Origin of the sequence: Plastoroseomonas arctica (assembly GCF_018128965.1) — a bacterium.
Classification (GTDB): Bacteria; Pseudomonadota; Alphaproteobacteria; order Acetobacterales; family Acetobacteraceae; genus Plastoroseomonas; species Plastoroseomonas arctica.
Genome location: NZ_JAAEDH010000022.1, coordinates 20,565 through 41,109 on the forward strand (window position 1 = coordinate 20,565; position 20,545 = coordinate 41,109).

The following is a 20,545-nucleotide window of genomic DNA, read 5'->3' on the forward strand; positions in this document are numbered from 1 at the left end:
CAATACAATTTTCGACACACGTCTTGGTTTCAGCAATGAAGGACCGGGCGGCGTCGGCCGCAGCGTGTCAGAAATTCGTGAAAGCGTAGCCGGCGCCCCGAATTGGCCTAATAATATTGGCGTTTTTGGAGTGAGCAGCGAGCTTGCGTCGAAGCCGTGCCACCAGGTTGTCGAGCCCGCGGTCATACGGAAACCAGGACCGCCGAAACACGGACTGGGACAATACCTCCCGCGCCACCGGCACCCCCGGGGTTTGGACAAGAACCCAGAGAAGATCGAATTCCGCTGCGGTGAGTAGGCATGCCGACCCATCGGCGGTGAAAAGCTCGCGCCGCTCGACCGAAAGATGCCAGGTGCCCGGCGGCGTCGGGTTGGCCGGCGGGACGGTACTGACGATGGCGGACCGCCGGCTGCGGCGCAGCACGGCACGGATACGGGCCAGCACCTCGCGCGGGGCCGTGGCGGCAGGGATCCAGTCGTCGACGCCGTTCTCCAGGCCATGCACGCGCTGGGCGACCTGATCGGGTTCCTGGGCATGGAGGATGCACGGCACCGGCGAGCGCGCCCGGATTTCGGAGAGCATCGCGATCAGGGCATCGGGCGATCCGGCGCCCGCCTGGAGAAGCACCAGGCCCGGCGGGTGACCCTCCATCCGGGACAGCAGGGAGAACCGGTCGGCAAAGGCGTCCGCCGGACATCCATGGTCCGTCAGATAGCGGGCGAATGCCTGGGCCCGAGGGAGGTTCCCACCCAGGACATAGATGTCGCAATCAGAACGATAGTTGTTCTTCATGCTATACAACTTTTGCAAGTTTCAGAATGGTTCACACAACCATTAAGAGTGTCTTGTTGCAGTGCACAACGCACGTTGGCGTTCCCGGCTCACATTCTTGAACCGGTTCCAAGACGCGGATCGCGCCTGCGCCAAGCCGTCAGGAGGCCGGGAATGCACATGGCTTCCACGCTTCAGGCGGAGCCGGCGCTCGCCAACGCGATTTGGAAGACGCGGTATCAAAAAGCAGTGACGCCCCTCACGTGGTGAGAGGCGAAACCGTCTGGGCTTGCCGAACGCAGCCTTGGCCAGCGTCAGGCAGGGTGGCGCCACCGACAACACGGGACGTTCACGGCGGCTACGCCCCGCGACCAAGCGCTAAGCCGTCACCCGCGCCACCTGAACGCGCATCGTACGCCCCAACCCCAGCGAGATCCTCTCGGCGAGGTATTCCGCATCACGCGCCAGACCCACAAAACGTCCAGACCCCCAGCTGTGCAACCACGGCAGTCCGACGGTGTAGACGCTCGCAAGCGCCGTCACGCCGCGATGATGGGTCGGATATCCCTGCCCGTCGAAAATCGGCAATTCCACCCATGACCAGTCCGCAGCGAAGCCGGTCGCCCAGACGACAGCGTTGATGCCCGCAATCTCAAGGTCGAGGCTCGTGGCCGGCGCATCGGGCTCCCACACCGGCGTGTAGCGCTGGCCGGGCGGTGCCGCGATGTCTTGGTCGCTGATGTGCTTGTCGATCAGTGCGCAGATGCCGTTATAGACCTGATCCGCGCCGTCGAGATTGGCACGCAGGTCATCGCGGAACCGAAGCCGCGACCCGCGCACATCGTCGAGCCTGCCATGCAGGACCATCCCCTCCGCAGCGAATCGGCGCAGGTCAATATCGCGCCCACCATCGCGCCCAGTCAGGTAGTGGTTTGCCTTGCGGCGCACCTTCTCGCGCAGCGGGTGCTGCTCCACCGGCAGGTCGTACTGGCCGAGATCGGCGAGCCACTCCACCGCGTCGCGCCCGCGATAGACACGCGGGCAGCGCGGCGCAGAGCCCGTGACCAGGTGCACGCGGCGCCCGGCAAGATGAAGGTCCTCCGCGATCTGGCAGCCCGACTGGCCGGACCCCACCACGAGCACGGCACCTTCGGGCAATTGCGCGGGATTGCGGTAGGTGGAGGAGTGCAGCTGCACGACCTTCTCGGGCAGGCGCTCGGCGATGCGAGGAATGCTGGGGCGGTGATAGCCACCGACCGCCAGCACCACCGCGTCGGCGGTGAGCGTGCCACCGCTCGTCTCCAGCACGAAGCGATCGCCATCGCGCGCGAGGCGGTCCACGCCGCATCCTTCCCGCACCGGCGCATCGATATGGCGCGCGAAGGCTTCGACATAGGCGACGATCTCGTCGCGCGGCATGAAGCCGTAGGGTTGATCGCCCTGATAGGCGAAGCCGGGCAGCTTGCACTGCCAGTTCGGCGTGACCAGGCAAAAACTGTCCCAGCGCTGGCTGCGCCATGCATGGGCGATGCGGTGCTTCTCCAACACCAGATGCTCGATGCCGCGTCCCGCGAGAGTGGCGCTCACGGACAGGCCGGCCTGGCCGCCGCCGATGATGGCGACGGGGATATGCGCGGGCAGCGGGGGCGATGCCATGGCGGGCTCCTATTCGATGAAGGCGGTGACGTGGATGCGGGCCGCGTCGCCTTGCGCGAACGCACCGGCGCGCTGCTCGAGCCGGGCGAGCTGGCCCAGGGCGAGCGAACAGGGAAAGCCGTAGCGCGCCTCGACCCGCGCGCTGGCTTCGCGCAGGGCCGTTCGCGCGCGGACAAGAAAATCCGACACGGCGTAGGATTCGCCCGGCGCGAAATGGTCCTTGATGACCAGCGAGGGCGAATAGCAACGCTCCGCCATCCCGTCCGGCCAGGTGATGTCGAAGCGCATCTCAGGCATGGCCGGGCTGCTCCAGGAAGGCGCGGTAGCCGTCGAGCTGCGCCGCGGCGACGCGGTCCCAGCCGTGCCGCGCGACCACGGCGTGGCCGCGCACCGCCAGCGCCGCGCGGCGTTCGGGATCGAGCGAGGCGGCCATCGCGGCGGTGATGGAGGCGCTGTCCTTGGGGTCGCACCACAGCGTCTCGGCGGGGCGGAGGAATTCGGTGAAGGGTGCGAGGCGCGGCACGATGGCGGGGATGCCGCTGGCGAGCGCCTCGAGCACGACGAGCCCAAACCCCTCCTTCAGCGAGGGAAAGACCAGCGCGTCCACCAGGCGGTAGAGCGCCGGCATCTCGGCATCCTCGACCGGGCCGGCCAGGATCACGGCCTCCGCGGGAAGCGCAGCGGCGGCGAGGCGCGCGGCGAAGCGTGCCTGATACGCGCCATGGTCGAGCAGCGAGGCGCCACCGGCGATCAGCAGCTGCGCCGACGGCGTGCCGCTGCGAAACGCGATGAAGGCGTCGAGGATGCCCAGCGTGTTCTTGCGCGCCTCGGCACCGCCGATGGCCAGGAAGACCGGCCCGGCGCCGAGTCCCCAGCGCCGGCGCAACGCGGCCTCACGCCCGTCCGGGCGGGGGGTGAAGCGCTGCGCATCGACGCCATTGCCCACGATGCGTGGATCGCGGCCCCAGCCTTGGGCGAGGATGCCACGCCACTGCTCGCTCACCGTGAACAGCGCCCGCGCCTGGGTGACGGCACGCGCCTGCAGCGCCATCAGGCCCGGATCGGCGAAATCATCGATGTGGTGGACGGTGCGGGCGAAGCCGTCGATCAGCCCGGCCGCGTGCAGATCGGCCAGTGCATTGCCCGAAAGCGCATCCTGCGCGTGGAACACATCGAAGCTGCGCCGCGCGGGTGCCGTGAACCAGCCCGCATATTCGGCGCGGCGCTGCTCGACCAGCGCGAGGATGTCGCGCGGCGCGGCGGCCACCGGGATCGCTTCATGCGGGCAGTCCGGGGTGCGGAAGAAGCCCTGGCCGGCGGCGTCGGGCGCGTGCAGCACCGCCTCATGCCCGGCGGCGCAGAGCGCCTCCGCGAGGTGCATCGCATGCACCACGCCGCCGCGCGGATTGGTGGAATGGGCGAGGATCGCGATCCTCATGCGGGCGGCGCGCAGCCGAGCAGCGGCGCCTCCGCGAGGTCGCGGATCAGTGCCTCGCGCCCCTCCATCGCGATGGCGAGGCGGTGGCCCGGCGTGAAGCCGCCGATATCCGCGGCCGCGATCCCGCGCGCGGTGAAGCGCTCCAGCACCGCGGGAACGTCGTCCGGCTTCACCGCCAGCAGGTAGCCGAACGAGGGAAAGGTCAGCAGCCAGCGCTCCAGCGCCACGCCATCGGGTCGCGGCACCGCCAGCACGTCGATGCTGGCCCCCACGCCGGAGGCCTCGCAGAACATCGCCGCCGTGCCCACCACGCCGCCCTGGCTGATGTCCTTGGCGGCGCGGGAGAGGCCCACTTCGGCGATCACCGGCAGCAGGGCGAGATCCCCGCGCAGCCGCTCGGGCGGCGCTTCGGTCGCGGCTTCCCAGTTGGCGAAGGGCTCGCGGTAGCGCCCGCGCAAATCGATGGCGGCGACCAGGCGGTCTCCCGGTTCGGCATCGAAGCTGGTGAGCAGGCGCCGCGCGCGGCCGAGGATCGCCACGGCGAGCTGGCCGCGGTCGGTGCGCAGGTTGGAATGCCCGCCGACCAGCGGCACGCCATAGGCGCGCGACGCGGCGCGCAGCCCGTCGAGCACCGGCGAGGCCTGCGCCTCGCCCTCGGCCCAGAGCGCATCGACCACGGCGATCGCGCGCCCGCCCATGGCGGCGATGTCGGAGAGGTTCACCATCACCCCGCACCACCCGGCGAACCAGGGGTCGGCGGCGACGAACTCGTTCATGAATCCCTCGATGGCGAGCAGCAGGTGGCCATCGCCATCCGGGATCGCGGCGGCATCGTCGCCGACCGGCACGGCATCGCCGCCGCCGATCCCCAGACGCGCCGCGACGGTCGCGATATCCGCTTTGCCGGCAATGCTGCGCGACCCGCGCAGCGTCTCGGCGAGTGCCTCGATCACGCCGCGCGCCGGGCGATGGAGAGGAAGCCGATTTCCGGCCGCGCAATCGGCGGATAGGCGTCGAGCGCCGCCTGCATCCGGTGATGCGGATGCCCGTGCAGGGTGACCTCCGCCTCCGTGGTCCAGTGCAGGCGGTGGAACAGCGCGGCGTTCTGCGCCTGCACATGCGCGAGGAAGCGCGTGCAGCCGCGCGCATGGGCGGTGGAGACGGCCAGGCGGATCAGCGCCGTGCCGATGGCCGCGACGCGGCGATAGGGCGCGGCCACCGCCAGGCGAGAGCCCCACCACAGGCCGGGCGATTCTTCGTGCAGCCGCACGGTGCCCACGACCTCACCCCAGGCCGCGCCGAGATGGGCGATGGCGACGAGCGTGATCGCATCCGCGTCGATCGCATCGCGGTCATCGCCCGCGAACAGCCCCTGCTCGTCGCAGAACACCGCGCGGCGCAGCGCCGCGGCCGCCGCATGTTCCCACGGGGCCCCGGCCTGCTTGATCTGGTAGCCGGCGGGCAGGAACGGAATGACAGGTTCGAAGATCACGCCGGCACCAGCGCGCGCTCATAGGTGGACAGCGCCGAACAGGCCCCGCAGCGCCCGCAGCCGGCCTTGATGTCCGTGGCCTTGAGCCCGCTCTCCACCAGCAGCCGCGACAGTGGTGCCAGGATGGAATGCATGAAATCCGGGCTTGGCGCCGGATGGCTCTCCAGCGGCGTGCCGCTGATCGGCACGAAGGGCACGACGAAGGGATAGACGCCGAGGGCTGCGACGCGGGACGCGATGTCGAGGATCGCCTCCGCCGTGTCGCCCAGGCCGGCGAGGATGTAGGTCGAGACCTGGCCGCGCCCGAAGACCGGCACGGCGGCGGCGAAGGCCTGCATGTAGCGATCGATCCCGAGCTGCGCCTTGCCCGGCATGATGGTGGCACGCAACGCAGGCGTCACGACTTCCAGGTGCATCCCCAGCGCATCCACGCCGGCGTCGCGCATGCGGCCATACCAGGCGTCATCCTCGGGCGGCTCGCACTGCGCCTGGATCGGCAGCGCCACCGCCGCCTTCACCGCGGCCGCACTCTCGGCGAGGAGGGCGGCACCGCGATCCTCGCCCGGCGGCGTGCCGGTGGTCATCACCATGTGCTTCACGCCGTCGAGCTCGACCGCGGCCTTCGCGACTTCCGCGAGCATGGCAGGCGTCTTGCGCTCCACGGTGCGCCCGGCCGCGAGCGACTGGCCGATGGCGCAGAACCGGCACGTCTTCGTGCGCGACTGGTAGCGGATGCAGCTCTGCAGCACCGTCGTCGCCAGCACGTCGCGCCCGTGCAGCACCGCGATCTTGGAATAGGGAATCCCATCTGCCGTGCTCAGCGCGTGGAAGCGGGGCTGGCGCGGAAAGCGCGCTTCGCCCAGTGCGATGCCATCGCGCCGGACCTGGCTCGCGCCGGTCGCATCCGGGGCGTCGAGCACATAGGGGCTCTCGAAAGCCGGCGCGGTGTGGACCGGCACCATCACCGTCATGCCGTCGATGGTGACGGCCTTGTGGTCGGAAGGCCCCGCACCGCCGCGGCGGCTCTCCGCACCCGCCTTCGGGTCAGCCAGGCGGGCGCCGAAGGACTGCAATTCCCGGATCAGCTGCTCCGTCGGTATCGCGTTCATCATCGGCACTCCCAAGGTCAAAAGGGGTCGCGTGCATCGGCGCCTGGGCGCGGCTGTCGAGGTTGAGCGAGAGCAATTCCGGCCGCGCGTAGTGGCCGACGGAATCCATCATCCGCTTGCGCTTGGTGATCAGGCCCATGTCGAGATCGGCGATCAGGATGCCCTCGCCTTCGGTCAGCGGCGGCACCAGGTGGCTGCCCTCGGGCGAGATGATCGCCGTGTGGCAGCCGCCGCGCAGCGCCTTGCGCATCGGCTCGGCCGGGCAGATGCGCGCGATCTGCTCTTCGGTGAGCCAGCCTGTGGCGTTGACCACGAAGCAGCCGGCCTCCAGCGCGTGGTGGCGGATGGTAACCTCGATCTGCTCGGCGAAGATCGGGCCCACCATGGAGCCCGGGAATTGCGCCGCGTGGATCTCCTCGTGCTGCGCCATCAGGGCGTAGCGGGCGAGCGGATTGTAATGCTCCCAGCAGGCCAGCGCGCCGAGCCGGCCCACCGCAGTCTCCACCACCTGCAATCCGGCGCCATCGCCCTGGCCCCAGATCATGCGCTCGTGGAAGGTCGGCGTGATCTTGCGGCGCTTGAGGCGCAGCGTGCCGCAGGCGTCGAAGATGAGCTGGGCATTGTAGAGCGATCCGTGGTCGCGCTCGTTCACGCCCAGTACCACCACCGCATTGGCGCGGCGCGCGGCCTCGGCCACGGCGGCCACCGCGGGCCCGGGCACCGTCACCGCATTCTCATACAGGCGAAGATGCTCGGCGCCCGTGGCAACCGGCGGATGGACGAACGAGAAATAGGGATACCAGGGCAGGAAAGTCTCGGGGAAGACGATGAGCTCGGCGCCCTTGCCGGCGGCCTCCGCGATCGCGTTCAGCACGCGTTCGAGGCTGCTCGCCAGGCTGTCGAGATCCGGAGCGATCTGCACCGCCGCCGCGCGCACCGTCTTCCCCATCGGCGTTCAGAGCGTCCAGGTATCGAGGATAAACGCGTTGTCCTTGCGGTGCATCAGTATGATGTCGAGGACATCGAGCGGGCTGATCGGCGTGATGCCTTCGATCAGCGAGGGTTCGCCATGGCCGTACAGCGCCTGCAGCGCGAAGCGGCAGGCATAGACCTTGCCGCCCTCGGCCATGAATTTCGTGATCTGATTGTTGAAGTTCATGTGGCCGGGGAAGGCCTCGTCGCCGAGCGTGGGAAAGCCGCGCTGCACGCCCAGCGTGACGCCGGGGCCATAGAGCAGGATCGACGTCTCGAAACCCTTGCGCTGCAGGCGCGTGGCCTGGAGCAGGTTCACGAAGCCGATCGAGCCCTCGAAGGCGACCGTATGGAAGGTGACCAGGGCCTTCTCGCCTGGGTCGGCTTTCACATCCGGGAAAAGCTTGGACTCGTAGTCGACCAGGACATCGCCCTTCTTGTGGGCGGGGTGGGTGACGGTCGGCATGGCGGCCTCCTGCTGCGTTGACGGCGGAGCGATCAACGCAAACAGCGTGCCAAATGAGCGGATACGCGGAGCAATCAATCATGACGCAATCATGCATTCAAAATACGGGTCAATTTCTCTGACAAGATCGATTAAAAATCAGGCGACGCGTGCCTTCTGCGCCCTGATCGCAGGCGCCGCGGACGACAGCATGGAGGGAATGAATTCCCTCCAAACCAACCTTCTTTTATTTTTATCCATGGGAAATTCCGGCAGCCAGCGCTCGCCTCGTGGAGCCGGGCCACTGTGGATCCCGCACCAAGAAGCCAAAAATAAAAGATTGGGGGGTCTGGGGGAAATTCCTTTCCCCCAGTCTTGCTCCCACACCACAGTCAGATACAGTCAATTCATGCAGATTGATCGCGCCTCGCGACGCCGTGATGACTGGACGCCGGAAATCATCGGCTCCAGCCAACCCCGCTACCTCGCCATCGCCGATGCCATCGCCGGCGACCTCGGCGCCGGGCGCCTTGCCGAGGGCGACCGGTTGCCGCCGCAGCGCCAGCTCGCCGCGCGTCTGGGGCTCGATTTCACCACCGTGGCGCGCGGCTATACCGAGGCACAGCGGCGCGGGCTGATCGCCTCCACCGTCGGCCGCGGCACCTATGTCAACGCGGCGCCGCGCCCGGTGGAACGCGCCCCGGTGCGGCGCCGCTCCATCGTCGATTTCTCGATGAACATGCCGCCCGAGCCGGACGACCCCGCGCTGCTCGAGCGCATGCGGGCCGGGCTGGAGGAGGTCGGGCGCGACCTGGTCACGCATCTGCGCTACCAGGGTTTTGGCGGCTCCGGCGCCGACAAGGACGCGGCCACCAGCTGGCTCGGCCGCCGCGCGCTGGTCCCGGCGCATGAGCGGCTGTTCGTCACACCCGGGGCGCATCCGGCGATGCAGGGCATCCTCGCCACCCTCACGCGGCCGGGCGACGTGATCCTGGCCGAGACGCTCACCTATCCGGGCGTGCGCGCGCTCGCGGCACAAGCCGGGCTGCGGGTGGAGGGGCTGCCGGCCGATGCCGAGGGCATCGACCCGGACGCGCTGGACGCGGCATGCCGCCGGCTGCAACCCAAGCTGCTCTACCTCAACCCCACCTTGCTCAACCCCACGACGGAGACCATCGCAGCGCCGCGCCGCGCCGCCATCGCCGAGGTGGTGCGCCGGAATCGCCTGCCGATCCTCGAGGACGACGCCTATGGCTTCATCCCGCGCCGGGGGCCGCCGCCCTTCGCGGCGCTGGTGCCCGAACTCACCTGGCATATCGCGGGGCTGGCCAAGTGCCTGGGCGCGGGGCTGCGCGTGGCCTACGTGATCGCCCCTGACGCACGCTCCGCGCTGCCCTTTGTGCAGGTGGCGCGCGCGGGAACGGTCATGGCCTCGCCGTTGACGATCGCGCTGGCCACCAGATGGATCGAGGATGGCACGGCGGATGCGATGCTGCGCGCGATCCGTTCGGAATCGATGGAGCGCCAGAAACTCGCCGCCGCGCTGCTGCCGCCGGGCAGTTTCCTGGCCGACCCGATCGGCTTTCATCTTTGGCTGAAGCTGCCCGCGCCGTGGACGCGGTCCGCCTTCCTCGGTCACATGCGGTTGCGTGGGGTCGGAATCGTGGCCTCGGACGCTTTCACCGTGTCCGGCGCGCCACCGGAAGCGGTGCGGGTCTGCCTCGGCGGACCGGCGGAGCGCGAAGCCGTGGCGGAGGCGCTGGCCGAGATGGCGCATGCGCTGGGCGAGAGCCCGACGCTGGCGTCGGCCTATCTGTGACGCGACTCAGGATGCCGCTGGTCGCATGTCGTCAATGACCTTTCCGTCGTTCGGCAAGCTGCCGATGCCGACCACCACGACGGTGCCGCGCAACCGGGTTCGTGCCTTGAGCGCGGCTTCCAGCGATAGCTGCATTGCGGGGTCCGGCGCCTCCGCGCGCAGCTCCATGTGATCGCGGCCGTCATCGGCGCTGATCACCAGGCGCGCGCGCAGGACGCCCGGCACATCGGCGAGGACCTGCGCCACCTGCTCCGGCCGCACGAACATGCCGCGCACCTTCGCCGCCTGGTCTGCGCGCCCCATCCAGCCGCGGATGCGCCTGTTCGTGCGGCCGCAGGGCGATGTGCCCGGCAGGATCGCCGAGAGGTCCCCGGTGGCGAAGCGGATCAGCGGATGCACCGGGTTGAAGCTGGTGACCAGAACCTCGCCCACCTCCCCATCCGCGACGACACCGCCGGTGCCCGGACGCACGATCTCGATGAGCACCCCCTCATCCGAGATCAGGCCATCGCGCGCCTCGCTCTCATAGGCGATGAGTCCGAGATCGGCGGTGCCGTAGCTTTGCAGCACGGTCAGGCCGCGCGCCGCGTACCAGGCGCGCAGCGTGGGAAGGTAGGCGCCGCCCGAGACATGCCCCCGCGTGATGGAGCCGAGGTCGAGGCCGAGTTCGTCGCCCTTCTCGATGATGGCCTTGAGGAATTCGGGCGTGCCGGTGTAGCCGGCCGGCTTCAGCTGCGCGGCTGCGCGCGCCTGCGCCTCGGTGTTGCCTGTGCCGGCCGGGAACACCGGGCAGCCCAGCGCGCGAGCCGCATTTTCCATCATGCTGCCAGCGGGGGTGAAGTGGTAGGCGAAGCAGTTCTGCACGAGGTCGCCGGCACGAAAGCCTGTGGCATGCAGCGCGCGGGCGAAGCGCCAGTAATCCGGTGACGTGCCCTCCGGTTCATGGATGGGGCCGGGCGAGATGAACACGCGCGCCAGCTGCGCCATCGGCAATGCGACAATGCCGCCGAAGGGCGGGTGCGCGGCCTGCGCCTCGATGAGCGCGGATTTGCGCGTGACGGGCAGCCGGGCCAGCGCGGCGTGGTCGCGGATGCTCGCGGCGTCCACGCCGGCGAACAGCGCGGCGTAATGCGCTGTGTTCGCCATGGCATGCGCGACCTGGCGCGGCAGGGCATTCGCCAGTTCTGCGCCGCGTGCGTCGGCACTGCGGGTTTCCAGCGCGTCGAAATGTTCGCTCATAGCCACCGCTTCCGTCGCTTATAGGATTTCAACCCGCGGAAGCTCTTGCGCTCCGCGCCGTGGCCGCCGAGATAGAATTCCTTCACATCCTCATTGTCGGCGAGTGCCGCCGCGGTGCCGTCCAGCACCACCTTGCCCTGCTCCATCACATAGCCGTAGCTCGCGACCGAGAGCGCCATGCGCGCATTCTGCTCGACCAGCAGTATCGTCACGCCGAGTTCGCGATTGATGCGCTGGATGATGCCGAACACCTCCTTCACCAGCAGCGGCGACAGGCCCATCGACGGCTCGTCCATCAGGATCAGCTTCGGTCGCGCCATCAGCGCGCGCCCGATCGCCAGCATCTGCTGCTCGCCGCCCGAGAGATAGCCGGCGAGGCCGGTGCGTTCCTTCAGGCGGGGGAAGTAGCCGTAGACCATATCGATATCGGATTTCACCTGGTTGTCGGAGCGCGTGAAGGCGCCCAGGCGTAGATTCTCCAGGCACGTCATGTCGGCGATGATCCGGCGGCCCTCCATCACCTGGAAGATGCCGCGCCGGACGATGAGGTGCGGGTCGATGCCGTTGATCCGCTCGCCGGCGAAGCGGATCTCGCCGCGCGTCACCTCGCCCTCCTCGGTCTTGAGCAGGCCCGAGATGGCCTTCAGCGTCGTCGATTTCCCTGCGCCGTTGGCGCCGAGGAGCGCGATGATCTCGCCCTTCAGAACCGCCAGCGACAGCCCGCGCACCACCAGGATGACGTCGTTGTAGACGACCTCGATGTTGTTCACTTCGAGCAACATCTCGGTCGCCGCAACGGGCGCTGGCGCGGGCGCGGACATTACCAGCCGAGCCAGTCGGGCCGGCGCGGCAGGTCGATCGTGGTCACCGGCTCCAGCCGCATGGTGTTCGCGGCCATCAGCTCGCCGACCGACCCGGCCGAGGTGTCGCCGCCGACGACCGCGCGATACAGCGCGACGCGCAGCGTGCCGCGATGATCCTCGGCGGTGAAGGTGGAGGGGTTGCACACGCCCTCGAAACCGCGCGGCACCCAGTTCTGGCGGGCGTAGAAGCCGTCGCGGATGCGGGGGCCGCTCACCTCGCCACCGTTCGCGGCGGCGGTCTCCATCGCCTCGACCGTCAGCATCGCGGCGCAGATGCCGGTGAGGTAGTGCACCGGGCGATAGACGGTGCCGGTGGGGTCGGAGACGCGGCTGATGGCGCGCATTGTCGCCATCCCCGGCGCGTCCTGGCCCCACACCACGGCCGTGCGCACCGGGAAGACCACGCCATTGGCGGCCGCACCGGCGGCCTTCATCGCGTTCTCATCCATCCCCCACACATTGCCCAGGAACTGCACCTGCACCCCTGCCGTCTGGCACGCGCGCAGCACCGAGATGTTGGACCCCGCCGTGTTGCCGAGATAGGCGTAGTTCGCCCCCTGGCTGCGCAGCGTCAGGCACTGCGAGGTGTAGTCGCCCGGCGTGAGCGCGAAGACGATGGCCGGTAGCACGTCGAAGCCGAGCTCGGCGGCGAGCGCCTCGCCGGCCGCCTTCGGCGAATTCGGGTAGGGGTGGTTCGCGCCCATATGGACGTATTTCGGCCGGCCGGGACGGCCGGAGCGCCGCCAATCCTCCGCCGCCCAGGTGAGCATCGCGCGCAGCCCGTCGGAATAGGAGGGGCCGTAGAAGAAATTGTACGGCGTCGCCTCCACGCCCTGGCGCCCGCTGCGTCCGCCGGCATCGGTGAGTGCCGCGGAATAGCTGCCGGAGATGTAGGGGATGCGGTCGCGCGTGACGAAGCGGGTCAGCGCCTCGGTATCGGCCGTGCCCCAGCCCTGGATGGCGACGACGCGATCGCGCGCCCAGGCCTGGTACTGGCTGACCGCGCGCGGCGCCTGGTAGCCGTAATCGACGGCCAGAACGTTGAGCTGCCTGCCCGCGACGCCCTGCCGTTGCGCATTCACCCAGGCGAGCGCATCGGACACGCCCTGCCCGTAGGGCACGCCGACATCGGAGGTCGCCCCGGAATAGTCGTTCAACTGGCCGATGGGGATGCGCTGCTGCGCGGTGGCAGCGGTGGTCAGCGCGAGTGCGGCCGACAGTCCAAGGATCATGCTTCGCATGTGTTCGTTCCCTCCGTTGCTTCAGTGTGAGTAGGGGTAGAGCTTCCAATAGGCCTTGATCAGCCGCCAGCGTCGCGCCAGGCCATCGGGCTCGAACACCAGGAAGACGATGATGGCCGCGCCGATCGCCATCTCGCGCAGGAAACTGATCGAGGCGCCCAGGCGCAGCGCGCGGTCGATCGCACTGCCGGTGAGCAGGTTGGCGAGACCCTCCACCACCTCGGGCAGCAGCACCATGAAGGCCGCGCCCATCAGGCTGCCGGCGATGCTGCCGAGGCCGCCGATGATGACCATGCCGAGGAACTGGATCGAGAACAGGATGGTGAAGGCCTCGACCGAGACGAACAGCCGGTAATGCGCGTAGAGCGCGCCCGCAATGCCGGCGTAGAAGCTCGCGATGCCGAAACTCAGCATGCGGTAATAGGCGAGGTTGATGCCCATCATCTCGGCGCTGAGGTAGTGGTCGCGCACGGCGATCAGCGCGCGGCCGTCGCGCGTGCGCATCAGGTTGGCAGCGGCGCCGAACATCACGATGACGGCGACCAGGACCACGTAGAAATAGCTCTCCGGCCGCCCGGCGACCCAGCCGGCGAGGCTCGGCGGTTCGGTCATGCGCCCGGCAACGCCGCCGGTGAACCACTGCGCGCGGGCGAAAAAGTCCTCGAGGATGTATTGGGCCACCAGCGTGGCGATCGCGAGGTAGAGACCCTTCAGCCGCGCGGCCGGCAACCCGAAGACCAGGCCCACCACGGCGGTCGCGATGCCGGCCAGCGGGATGGCGAGGGCGACGGCCACGCCGTGTTCATGGAAATACGCGCTGGCGAAGGCGCCGAAGCCGAAGAAGGCGGCGTGTCCAATGGAAATCTGGCCTGTGAAACCCACCAGGATATTCAGCCCGAGTGCTGCGATGCCGAAGATGCCGATATTGATCAGCAGGTCGAGCATGTAGCCGTCGAGCACGAAGGGCGCGGCGCAAGCGAGCACGATCCCCACCGCCAGCGCGATGCGGCTGTTGCGCGTCGCCATGATGGTCATGTCGGCGCGGTAGCTGGTGCGGTAGTCGCCGGCGGGGGTCATCGCGTCCATGGTCTACACGCGCTCGATATTGCGGGTGCCGAACAGGCCGTAGGGCTTGATCATCAGGATGATGACGAGGGCGTAGAAGGGCGCGATCGCGTACATGTTGCCCCAGTGCAGCCATTCCGCATCGACGTATTGCGCGACATTCTCCAGCACGCCGATGACGAGGCCGCCGAGCACCGCGCCCACCACGGAATCGAGCCCGCCCAGGATCACCGCCGGGAACACTTTTATCCCGTAGAAGGACAGCGCCGACGACACGCCGTTCACCACGCCGACCACCACGCCCGCGACCGCCGAGACCACCGCCGAAATCGCCCAGGACATGGCGAAGACCTTCGGCACCGAGATGCCCAGCGACTGCGCCACCTGCTGGTCGAAGGCGGTCGCGCGCATCGCCAGGCCATGCTTGCTGGCGGTGAAGAACCAGCCGAAGCCGGCCATGATGAACAGCGATATGCCCAGGCTGAGCAGATAGACCGGCTGCACCTGGAGCCCGAGGATGTCGACGCTCTGCGCCGAGAAGATCGGCGGGAAGGGCTTGGCGAAGACGCCGAAGATCCACTTCATCAGCGCCTGGAAGAAGATGGACAGGCCCACCGTCGCCATGATGACGCTGATCACCGGCTCCCCGATCAGCGGCCGCAGCACCACCACCTGCAGGATGATGCCGAAGCAGGTCATGAAGGCGAGGGTGAACAGGAACCCCATCCAGAACGGCATCTGCCAGTCGGTCAAGAACCACCAGCAAACCCATGCGCCGACGAGCAGGAACTCGCCTTGGGCGAAATTCACCACCTGGGAGGCCTTGTAGATCAGCACGAAACTCATCGCGACGACGCCGTAGAGCGCGCCGACGATCAGCCCGTTCAGGATCAGCGGCAGCAACATGGGGTGTCTCCTCAGGCAGCCAGCGCCGCATCCGCCTGCGCGGAGACGACGCGGAGCATGGTGCGGATGCGCTGGCTGGTGCCATCCTGGAAAGCGATCGTCGTATCGACGGGAATGGACGTATCGCCGGCGTAGATCGCCTCGATAATGTCGGCGTATTTGCGATTGATCACGCCGCGACGCACCTTGCGCGTGCGGGTCAGCTCCTCGTCATCGGCGTCGAGCTCCTTGTAGAGCAGGATGAAGTCGCGGATGCGCTGGGCCGGCGGAAGCGTCACGTTCACCTTGGCGACCTCGCCACGCAGCAGCGCCAACACCTCCGGCCGCGCCGACAGATCGGTGTAGGTGGTAAACGCGATGCGGTTGCGCTCCGCCCATTTACCCACGATGGGGAAGCGGATGCAGATCATCGCAGCGAGGTGCGGGCGGCCGTCGCCGAGCACCACCGCCTCGGCCACGTAAGGGCAGAATTTCAGCTTGTTCTCGATGTATTGCGGGCTGAAGCGGTCGCCGCGCGAGGTCGTCGCCATGTCGCGGATGCGGTCGATGACCACCAGCTGGCCGGTCGGGTGGAAGTACCCGGCATCGCCGGTGTGCAGCCAGCCATCGCGCATCTCCGGATTCGCCGCGCCGCCCAGATAGCCCGCGAACATGTTGGGGTGGGAGGCGACGATCTCGCCCACGCCATTGGGGTCCGGCGCTTCGATCCGCACCGTGATGCCGTCGTTGAACGGCACGCCCACTGTGTCGAAATCGACCGCGCCGGGGCGATGCAGCGTATAGGCGCCGAGCAGCTCCGTCTGGCCGTAGAGCTGGCGCATCGGCACGCCCATGGCGAGGAAGAAGCGGAAGGTCTCCGGCCCCAGCGCGGCGCCGCCCGTGGCGGCCGAGCGCAGGTTGGTGAATCCAAGCCTGTCGCGCAGCGCGCGGAACAGGATGGCGTCGGCCAGCGCCGAGCGTTGGCCCTTTTCCAGCGCGGCGAGACCCAGCTTCATCCCCAGCGCGAACATGCGCTGCTTGAGCGGGCTCGCATCCAGCACGCGCGCGCGCACCTCGGCGGCGATCTGTTCCCACAGGCGCGGGGCGAACAGGACGAAGGTGGGACCGATCTCGCGGAAATCGGCCATCATCGTCTCGGGCTCCTCGACGAAGTTGACCTTCATCCGCGCGATCAACCCCCAGCCGAGGACGTAGATCTGCTCCATGATCCAGGGCAGCGGGAGGACGGAGACGTATTCATCCTCCGGCCCCTTCGGGTCGGCGGCGAGGTAGGCCTCACAATGCCGGATCAGCGCGCCACCCGTCAGCATGGCAAGCTTCGGCTGCGCGGTGGTGCCCGAGGTGGTGCAGAGCACGGCCACATCATCACCGCGCGTGGCGGCCACCATCGCCTCCCATGCGCCAGGTTCGGCGGCATGGGCGGCGTCGCCCGCGCGCACCAGATCGGCGAGCGGCAGCAGGCGCGGATCATCATGCTTGCGCATCCCGCGCGGGTCCGCGAAGACGATGTGGCGCAAGCCCGGCAGCCGGTCGCCGAGGTTGAGCAGCTTGTCCACCTGCTCCTCATCCTCGGCGATCACCGCGGCCGCGCCGCTCGCTTCCAGTAGGTAGCCGACCTCCTCGTCGAGCGCGTCGCGGTAGATGCCGATGGAGCGCGCGCCGATCGCATGCGCGGCGATCTCGCCCATCACCCAGTCCGGCCGGTTGTCGCCGATCAGCGCGACCACATCGCCGACACCCAGCCCCAGCCCGCGCAGGCCCAGCGCGATGGCCCGCGTGCGCGCCGCATACTCGGCCCAAGTGATGGCGCGCCAGATGCCGAATTCCTTCTCGCGGAGCGCGACCTCGCCACCATGCGCGGCGGCGTTGCGGACCAGCAGCTTTGGCAGCGTGTCGGTCACGCGGGAACTGCCTCGGGGATCGTTTCGTCCGCTTCGCCCAGATAGGCGCGGCGCACCTGCGGGTCGGCGAGCACCGCCTCGGGCGTTCCCTCGGCGATCTTGCGCCCGAAGTCGAGCACCATGACGCGGTGCGAGATGTCCATCACCACGCCCATATCGTGCTCGATCATCAGCACGGTCATGCCCCATTCCTCGTTGAGGTCGAGGATGTAGCGCGCCATGTCCTCCTTCTCCTCGAGGTTCATGCCCGCCATCGGCTCATCGAGCAGGATCAGCTGCGGCTGCAGCGCCATCGCGCGGGCCAGTTCCACGCGCTTGCGCAGCCCATAGGGCAGGGTGCCCGCGATGGTCTTGCGCACCTGCTGGATCTCGAGAAAATCGATGATCGCCTCGACCGCGCGGCGGTGCTCGATCTCCTCGCGCTGCGCGCCGCCGAACCAGTACAACATCCCCGGCAGGAAGCCGCGCTTCATCAGATGGTGGCGGCCGACCATAATGTTGTCGAGCACCGTCATGTGCCCGAACAACGCCAGGTTCTGGAAGGTGCGCCCGATGCCGATCGCCGCGCGCCGGTTGGGCCGCAGCCTGGTCACATCCTGGCCGCGATAGCGGATCGCGCCCTCGGTCGGGCGGTAGCGGCCGGAGATGCAGTTGACCATGGAGGTCTTGCCTGCGCCGTTCGGGCCGATGATGGAAAACACCTCGCCGCGCCGCACGGCGAAGGACACGTCGGTCAGCGCCCGGACGCCGCCGAAACGCAGGCTGACATCGACGGCTTCGAGGATCGGCGCCTCTTCCACCGGTGTCGCCGGCGTCACGCCCAGACTGCTCCCGCGGCGTGGCGCCGCGGCAGGGGGGTGATGGCAATGCGCGACGCCCGCGGTAAGCGACCCGGGCGGTCCGTTTCCATGGGCATGTTGTGATGCCGTCTTTTCTGGCCGTTCCGCGGCGACCTTAGCCGTCATCCAAAGCCGCGCGCAACGGCGGCGGGACGCCACGACGCGCGACTGCGCCGCCTTTAGCTGGTCACCCGGGCGTTCGATCGCGCGCGCATCCAATCATCAATCGCGGCGGCTGCCTCCGGTCGCAGGTGCAGGCCGAGTTTCGTGCGCCGCCACAGCACATCCTCGGCGGTGCGCGCCCATTCGACATCCATGAGGTAGCCCAGCTCCGCCTCGCTCAGCCCACCGCCGAAGTCGCGTCCGAGACCCGCCCTGCATCCGGTGATGCGCAGCGCGCGCGTGCCATAGGTCGCAGCAAGGCGCGCGGCGGCTGTGGTGCTCAACGTCGGCGCCTCGGCGCGCAGCCGCGCGGCCAGTGCATCCCGCCCCGTGACCGGGAAATCGCCTCCGGGCAGCGCGGCCTCAGCCGTCCAGCCGGGCTCCGACGCAGCGCCGAGCAGCGGGGCGAGCCGCGCGACCGCGGCTTCCGCCAGCCGCCGATAGGTGGTGATCTTGCCGCCGAAGATGGACAGCAACGGGGCTTCACCGAGAGGGCTGTCCATCTCGAACACGTAGTCGCGCGTCGCCGCGCGCGCCTCGCTCGCACCGTCATCATAGAGCGGCCGCACGCCGGAGAAGGCCCAGACCACATCGGCCGCGCTCACCTGCTGCGCGAAGTGTTCATTCACCGCCGCGCAGAGATAAGCGATCTCCTCGGCCGTCGCCGCGACCTTGGCGGGGTCGCCCTGGTAGTCGCGGTCGGTGGTGCCGACCAGCGTGAATTCGCCCTCATAGGGAATGGCGAAGACGATGCGCCCGTCGCCGGTCTGGACGATGTAGCAGCGGTCATGGTCGTACAGCTTCGGGACCACGATGTGCGAGCCCTGCACCAGCCGCACCTGTGCGCGCGATGCGCGGCCGAGCCGGTCGTGCAGCACCTCCGACACCCAGGGGCCGGCGGCGTTGACCAGGGCGCGGGCGGTGATGGCGCGCGCCTCGCCCGTCACGGTGTCGCGCAGCCGGAGGTGCCAGGCGCCGTCCTGCCGCTCGGCGCCGACCAGCGCGGTGCGGGTCGCGATGGTTGCGCCGCGCTCGGCGGCATCCAGCGCATTCAGCACCACCAGGCGGGAATCATCGACCCGGCAATCCGAATACTCGAACCCTTTGGCAAACAGCCCGGGCTTGAGCGGCAGGCCCGCCGCATCCGTGCGCAGGTCCAGCGTGCGGGTCGGTGGCAGCAGGCGCCGGCCGCCCAGATGGTCATAGAGGAACAGCCCCAGGCGCAGCAGCCAGGCCGGCCGTAACCCTTTATGGTGCGGCAGCACGAAGCGCAGGGGGCCGATCACGTGCGGCGCCATCGCCCACAGGATCTCGCGTTCCGCCAGCGCCTCGCGCACCAGGCGGAACTCGTAGAATTCCAGATAGCGCAGGCCCCCATGCACCAGCTTGGTCGACCAGGAGGAGGTGCCGCTGGCCAGGTCGTTCATCTCGCACAGGAACACGGACAGGCCGCGCCCGGCGGCGTCGCGCGCGATGCCAGCCCCGTTGATGCCGCCGCCGATCACCGCGATGTCGTAGGCCCGTTCCACCATCCGCTCCTCAACGCACGCCGCGATCGGTGGGTCCGGTGGTCGACAGCCACCCCGGGCCTGCCCGATGATCGTGCGCATGACCCTCACGCCCGAACACGCCGCGCATTTCGCCAGCATCGCACTTGGTCACGTGCGGCGCGAATACCCCAACAAGCCGGACCACACCCTGGCGGGCGACACCGATGCGCGGACGCCCCGCCAGCTGCATCCGGTCTTCTTCGGCAGCTACGACTGGCATTCCTGCGTGCATGGCTACTGGATGCTTGCGCGGCTGGTACGGCGCTTCCCCGCGATGCCGCCGGCCGATGCCATCCGAGCCCTGTTCGACGCGCAGCTTGTGGCGGAGAAGGTGGCGGTCGAATGCGACTACCTGGCCGCCCCCACGGCGCGCGGGTTCAAGCGGCCCTATGGCTGGGCCTGGCTGCTCAAGCTCGCGCACGAGCTGTCCCTGCTCGAGGAGCCACGATGGGCGCGCGCCCTCGCGCCGCTGGCCGAGATCTTCGCCCAGCGTTTCCGCGATTTCCTGCCGCGCGCCACCTATCCGGTCCGGGTGGGCACGCATTTCAACACGGCCTTCGGGCTGCGCATGGCCGCCGACTACGCCAAGGGCACCGCGGATGCCGGACTGCTCGCGCTGCTGCGCGACACGGCGCTGCACTGGTACGGCACGGATGCGGATTGCCCGGCCTGGGGCGAACCGAGCGGCGACGACTTCCTCTCCTCGGCGCTGATCGAGGCCGCCTGCATGCGGCGCCTTCTGCCGGCGACGGAGTTCCAACCCTGGTTCGACCGCTTCCTCCCGCGCATCGCCGAGCGCGAACCCGCCACGCTGTTCGAGCCTGCGAGCGTGAGCGACCGGACCGACGGCAAGATCGCGCATCTGGATGGGCTGAACCTCAGCCGCGCCTGGTGCTGGCGCAGCATCGCCGCGGGCCTCGCGCCCGGCGACGCACGCCGCGCCATCATGGCGGAGGCAGCCGACCGTCATCTGGCCGCGGGCTTGCCGCACATCGCCGGCGACTACATGGGCGAGCATTGGCTCGCGAGCTTCGCGGTACTGGCGCTCGACGAGCCTTAGGGAAGGCGATCCGATC

The 20,545-nt window shown here is 68.8% G+C and carries 19 protein-coding genes; 2 read left to right on the top strand and 17 right to left on the bottom strand.

Annotated elements, in window-relative coordinates:
* Window positions 1-67 precede the first annotated feature (67 nt).
* From GXW79_RS17095 to GXW79_RS17135, 9 genes are all read right to left on the bottom strand, one after another.
* Window positions 68-793, bottom strand: a complete 726-nt coding sequence (locus tag GXW79_RS17095; RefSeq protein ID WP_211875656.1) for a response regulator transcription factor — start codon at window positions 791-793, stop codon at window positions 68-70.
* Between the two features lie 357 nt (window positions 794-1,150).
* The gene (locus GXW79_RS17100; protein WP_211875657.1) at window positions 1,151-2,428 is read right to left on the bottom strand and encodes an MSMEG_0569 family flavin-dependent oxidoreductase; all 1,278 of its coding nucleotides are present in this window, start codon (window positions 2,426-2,428) and stop codon (window positions 1,151-1,153) included.
* A gap of 9 nt (window positions 2,429-2,437) precedes the next feature.
* Window positions 2,438-2,725, bottom strand: coding sequence for an MSMEG_0570 family nitrogen starvation response protein (locus GXW79_RS17105; RefSeq protein WP_211875658.1), 288 nt, complete (start codon window positions 2,723-2,725; stop codon window positions 2,438-2,440).
* Window positions 2,718-3,866, bottom strand: a complete 1,149-nt coding sequence (locus GXW79_RS17110; protein WP_211875659.1) for an MSMEG_0565 family glycosyltransferase — start codon at window positions 3,864-3,866, stop codon at window positions 2,718-2,720. Before GXW79_RS17110 ends, GXW79_RS17105 begins: the two co-directional genes overlap by 8 nt.
* A complete protein-coding gene (locus tag GXW79_RS17115; protein ID WP_211875660.1) occupies window positions 3,863-4,819 on the bottom strand; it encodes a sll0787 family AIR synthase-like protein in 957 nt (318 codons plus the stop codon). Before GXW79_RS17115 ends, GXW79_RS17110 begins: the two co-directional genes overlap by 4 nt.
* On the bottom strand, window positions 4,816-5,358 hold the full coding sequence (locus GXW79_RS17120) for an MSMEG_0567/Sll0786 family nitrogen starvation N-acetyltransferase (RefSeq protein WP_367614938.1): 543 nt from the start codon (window positions 5,356-5,358) through the stop codon (window positions 4,816-4,818). Before GXW79_RS17120 ends, GXW79_RS17115 begins: the two co-directional genes overlap by 4 nt.
* Window positions 5,355-6,482, bottom strand: a complete 1,128-nt coding sequence (locus GXW79_RS17125) for an MSMEG_0568 family radical SAM protein (RefSeq protein WP_408901562.1) — start codon at window positions 6,480-6,482, stop codon at window positions 5,355-5,357. Before GXW79_RS17125 ends, GXW79_RS17120 begins: the two co-directional genes overlap by 4 nt.
* Window positions 6,403-7,416, bottom strand: coding sequence for a Nit6803 family nitrilase (locus GXW79_RS17130; protein ID WP_211875662.1), 1,014 nt, complete (start codon window positions 7,414-7,416; stop codon window positions 6,403-6,405). Before GXW79_RS17130 ends, GXW79_RS17125 begins: the two co-directional genes overlap by 80 nt.
* A 6-nt stretch (window positions 7,417-7,422) precedes the next feature.
* Window positions 7,423-7,905: an MSMEG_0572/Sll0783 family nitrogen starvation response protein gene (locus GXW79_RS17135; RefSeq protein WP_211875663.1), complete on the bottom strand. Its 483-nt coding sequence runs from the start codon at window positions 7,903-7,905 to the stop codon at window positions 7,423-7,425.
* A gap of 388 nt (window positions 7,906-8,293) precedes the next feature.
* Between GXW79_RS17135 and GXW79_RS17140 the strand changes: the two genes are divergently transcribed.
* Window positions 8,294-9,703, top strand: a complete 1,410-nt coding sequence (locus GXW79_RS17140; protein ID WP_211875664.1) for an aminotransferase-like domain-containing protein — start codon at window positions 8,294-8,296, stop codon at window positions 9,701-9,703.
* 6 nt (window positions 9,704-9,709) lie between these two features.
* Here the strand turns inward: GXW79_RS17140 and GXW79_RS17145 are convergent, their stop codons facing one another.
* The 8 genes from GXW79_RS17145 to glpD all read right to left on the bottom strand — a co-directional run bounded on the left by GXW79_RS17145 (window position 9,710) and on the right by glpD (window position 19,451).
* Window positions 9,710-10,942, bottom strand: coding sequence for a phenylacetate--CoA ligase family protein (locus GXW79_RS17145; protein WP_211875665.1), 1,233 nt, complete (start codon window positions 10,940-10,942; stop codon window positions 9,710-9,712).
* A complete protein-coding gene (locus GXW79_RS17150) occupies window positions 10,939-11,763 on the bottom strand; it encodes an ABC transporter ATP-binding protein (RefSeq protein ID WP_211875666.1) in 825 nt (274 codons plus the stop codon). The genes GXW79_RS17145 and GXW79_RS17150 overlap by 4 nt, the downstream gene beginning before the upstream one ends.
* Window positions 11,763-13,046, bottom strand: coding sequence for an ABC transporter substrate-binding protein (locus tag GXW79_RS17155; protein WP_211875667.1), 1,284 nt, complete (start codon window positions 13,044-13,046; stop codon window positions 11,763-11,765). Before GXW79_RS17155 ends, GXW79_RS17150 begins: the two co-directional genes overlap by 1 nt.
* A gap of 21 nt (window positions 13,047-13,067) precedes the next feature.
* Window positions 13,068-14,132, bottom strand: coding sequence for a branched-chain amino acid ABC transporter permease (locus tag GXW79_RS17160; protein ID WP_211875668.1), 1,065 nt, complete (start codon window positions 14,130-14,132; stop codon window positions 13,068-13,070).
* Between the two features lie 3 nt (window positions 14,133-14,135).
* Window positions 14,136-15,017, bottom strand: a complete 882-nt coding sequence (locus GXW79_RS17165; RefSeq protein WP_211875669.1) for a branched-chain amino acid ABC transporter permease — start codon at window positions 15,015-15,017, stop codon at window positions 14,136-14,138.
* 11 nt (window positions 15,018-15,028) lie between these two features.
* Complete coding sequence (locus tag GXW79_RS17170) at window positions 15,029-16,918, bottom strand: AMP-binding protein (protein ID WP_211875670.1); 1,890 nt, start codon at window positions 16,916-16,918, stop codon at window positions 15,029-15,031.
* Window positions 16,915-17,736: an ABC transporter ATP-binding protein gene (locus GXW79_RS17175; protein WP_367614939.1), complete on the bottom strand. Its 822-nt coding sequence runs from the start codon at window positions 17,734-17,736 to the stop codon at window positions 16,915-16,917. Before GXW79_RS17175 ends, GXW79_RS17170 begins: the two co-directional genes overlap by 4 nt.
* 200 nt (window positions 17,737-17,936) lie before the next feature.
* The gene (glpD, locus tag GXW79_RS17180) at window positions 17,937-19,451 is read right to left on the bottom strand and encodes a glycerol-3-phosphate dehydrogenase (protein WP_211875672.1); all 1,515 of its coding nucleotides are present in this window, start codon (window positions 19,449-19,451) and stop codon (window positions 17,937-17,939) included.
* A 76-nt stretch (window positions 19,452-19,527) separates the two neighbouring features.
* Here glpD and GXW79_RS17185 point away from each other — a divergent pair, with 76 nt between their 5' ends.
* On the top strand, window positions 19,528-20,529 hold the full coding sequence (locus tag GXW79_RS17185) for a DUF2891 domain-containing protein (RefSeq protein WP_211875673.1): 1,002 nt from the start codon (window positions 19,528-19,530) through the stop codon (window positions 20,527-20,529).
* The last annotated feature ends 16 nt before the right edge of the window (window positions 20,530-20,545 follow it).

Bases quoted from the DNA above. Each gene is read 5' to 3' on its own strand.
- GXW79_RS17095 (WP_211875656.1), bottom strand. From the start codon at position 793: ATGAAGAACAACTATCGTTCTGATTGCGACATCTATGTCCTGGGTGGG.
- GXW79_RS17100 (WP_211875657.1), bottom strand. From the start codon at position 2,428: ATGGCATCGCCCCCGCTGCCCGCGCATATCCCCGTCGCCATCATCGGC.
- GXW79_RS17105 (WP_211875658.1), bottom strand. From the start codon at position 2,725: ATGCCTGAGATGCGCTTCGACATCACCTGGCCGGACGGGATGGCGGAG.
- GXW79_RS17110 (WP_211875659.1), bottom strand. From the start codon at position 3,866: ATGAGGATCGCGATCCTCGCCCATTCCACCAATCCGCGCGGCGGCGTG.
- GXW79_RS17130 (WP_211875662.1), bottom strand. From the start codon at position 7,416: ATGGGGAAGACGGTGCGCGCGGCGGCGGTGCAGATCGCTCCGGATCTC.
- GXW79_RS17135 (WP_211875663.1), bottom strand. From the start codon at position 7,905: ATGCCGACCGTCACCCACCCCGCCCACAAGAAGGGCGATGTCCTGGTC.
- GXW79_RS17140 (WP_211875664.1), top strand. From the start codon at position 8,294: ATGCAGATTGATCGCGCCTCGCGACGCCGTGATGACTGGACGCCGGAA.
- GXW79_RS17145 (WP_211875665.1), bottom strand. From the start codon at position 10,942: ATGAGCGAACATTTCGACGCGCTGGAAACCCGCAGTGCCGACGCACGC.
- GXW79_RS17150 (WP_211875666.1), bottom strand. From the start codon at position 11,763: ATGTCCGCGCCCGCGCCAGCGCCCGTTGCGGCGACCGAGATGTTGCTC.
- GXW79_RS17155 (WP_211875667.1), bottom strand. From the start codon at position 13,046: ATGCGAAGCATGATCCTTGGACTGTCGGCCGCACTCGCGCTGACCACC.
- GXW79_RS17160 (WP_211875668.1), bottom strand. From the start codon at position 14,132: ATGGACGCGATGACCCCCGCCGGCGACTACCGCACCAGCTACCGCGCC.
- GXW79_RS17165 (WP_211875669.1), bottom strand. From the start codon at position 15,017: ATGTTGCTGCCGCTGATCCTGAACGGGCTGATCGTCGGCGCGCTCTAC.
- glpD (WP_211875672.1), bottom strand. From the start codon at position 19,451: ATGGTGGAACGGGCCTACGACATCGCGGTGATCGGCGGCGGCATCAAC.
- GXW79_RS17185 (WP_211875673.1), top strand. From the start codon at position 19,528: ATGACCCTCACGCCCGAACACGCCGCGCATTTCGCCAGCATCGCACTT.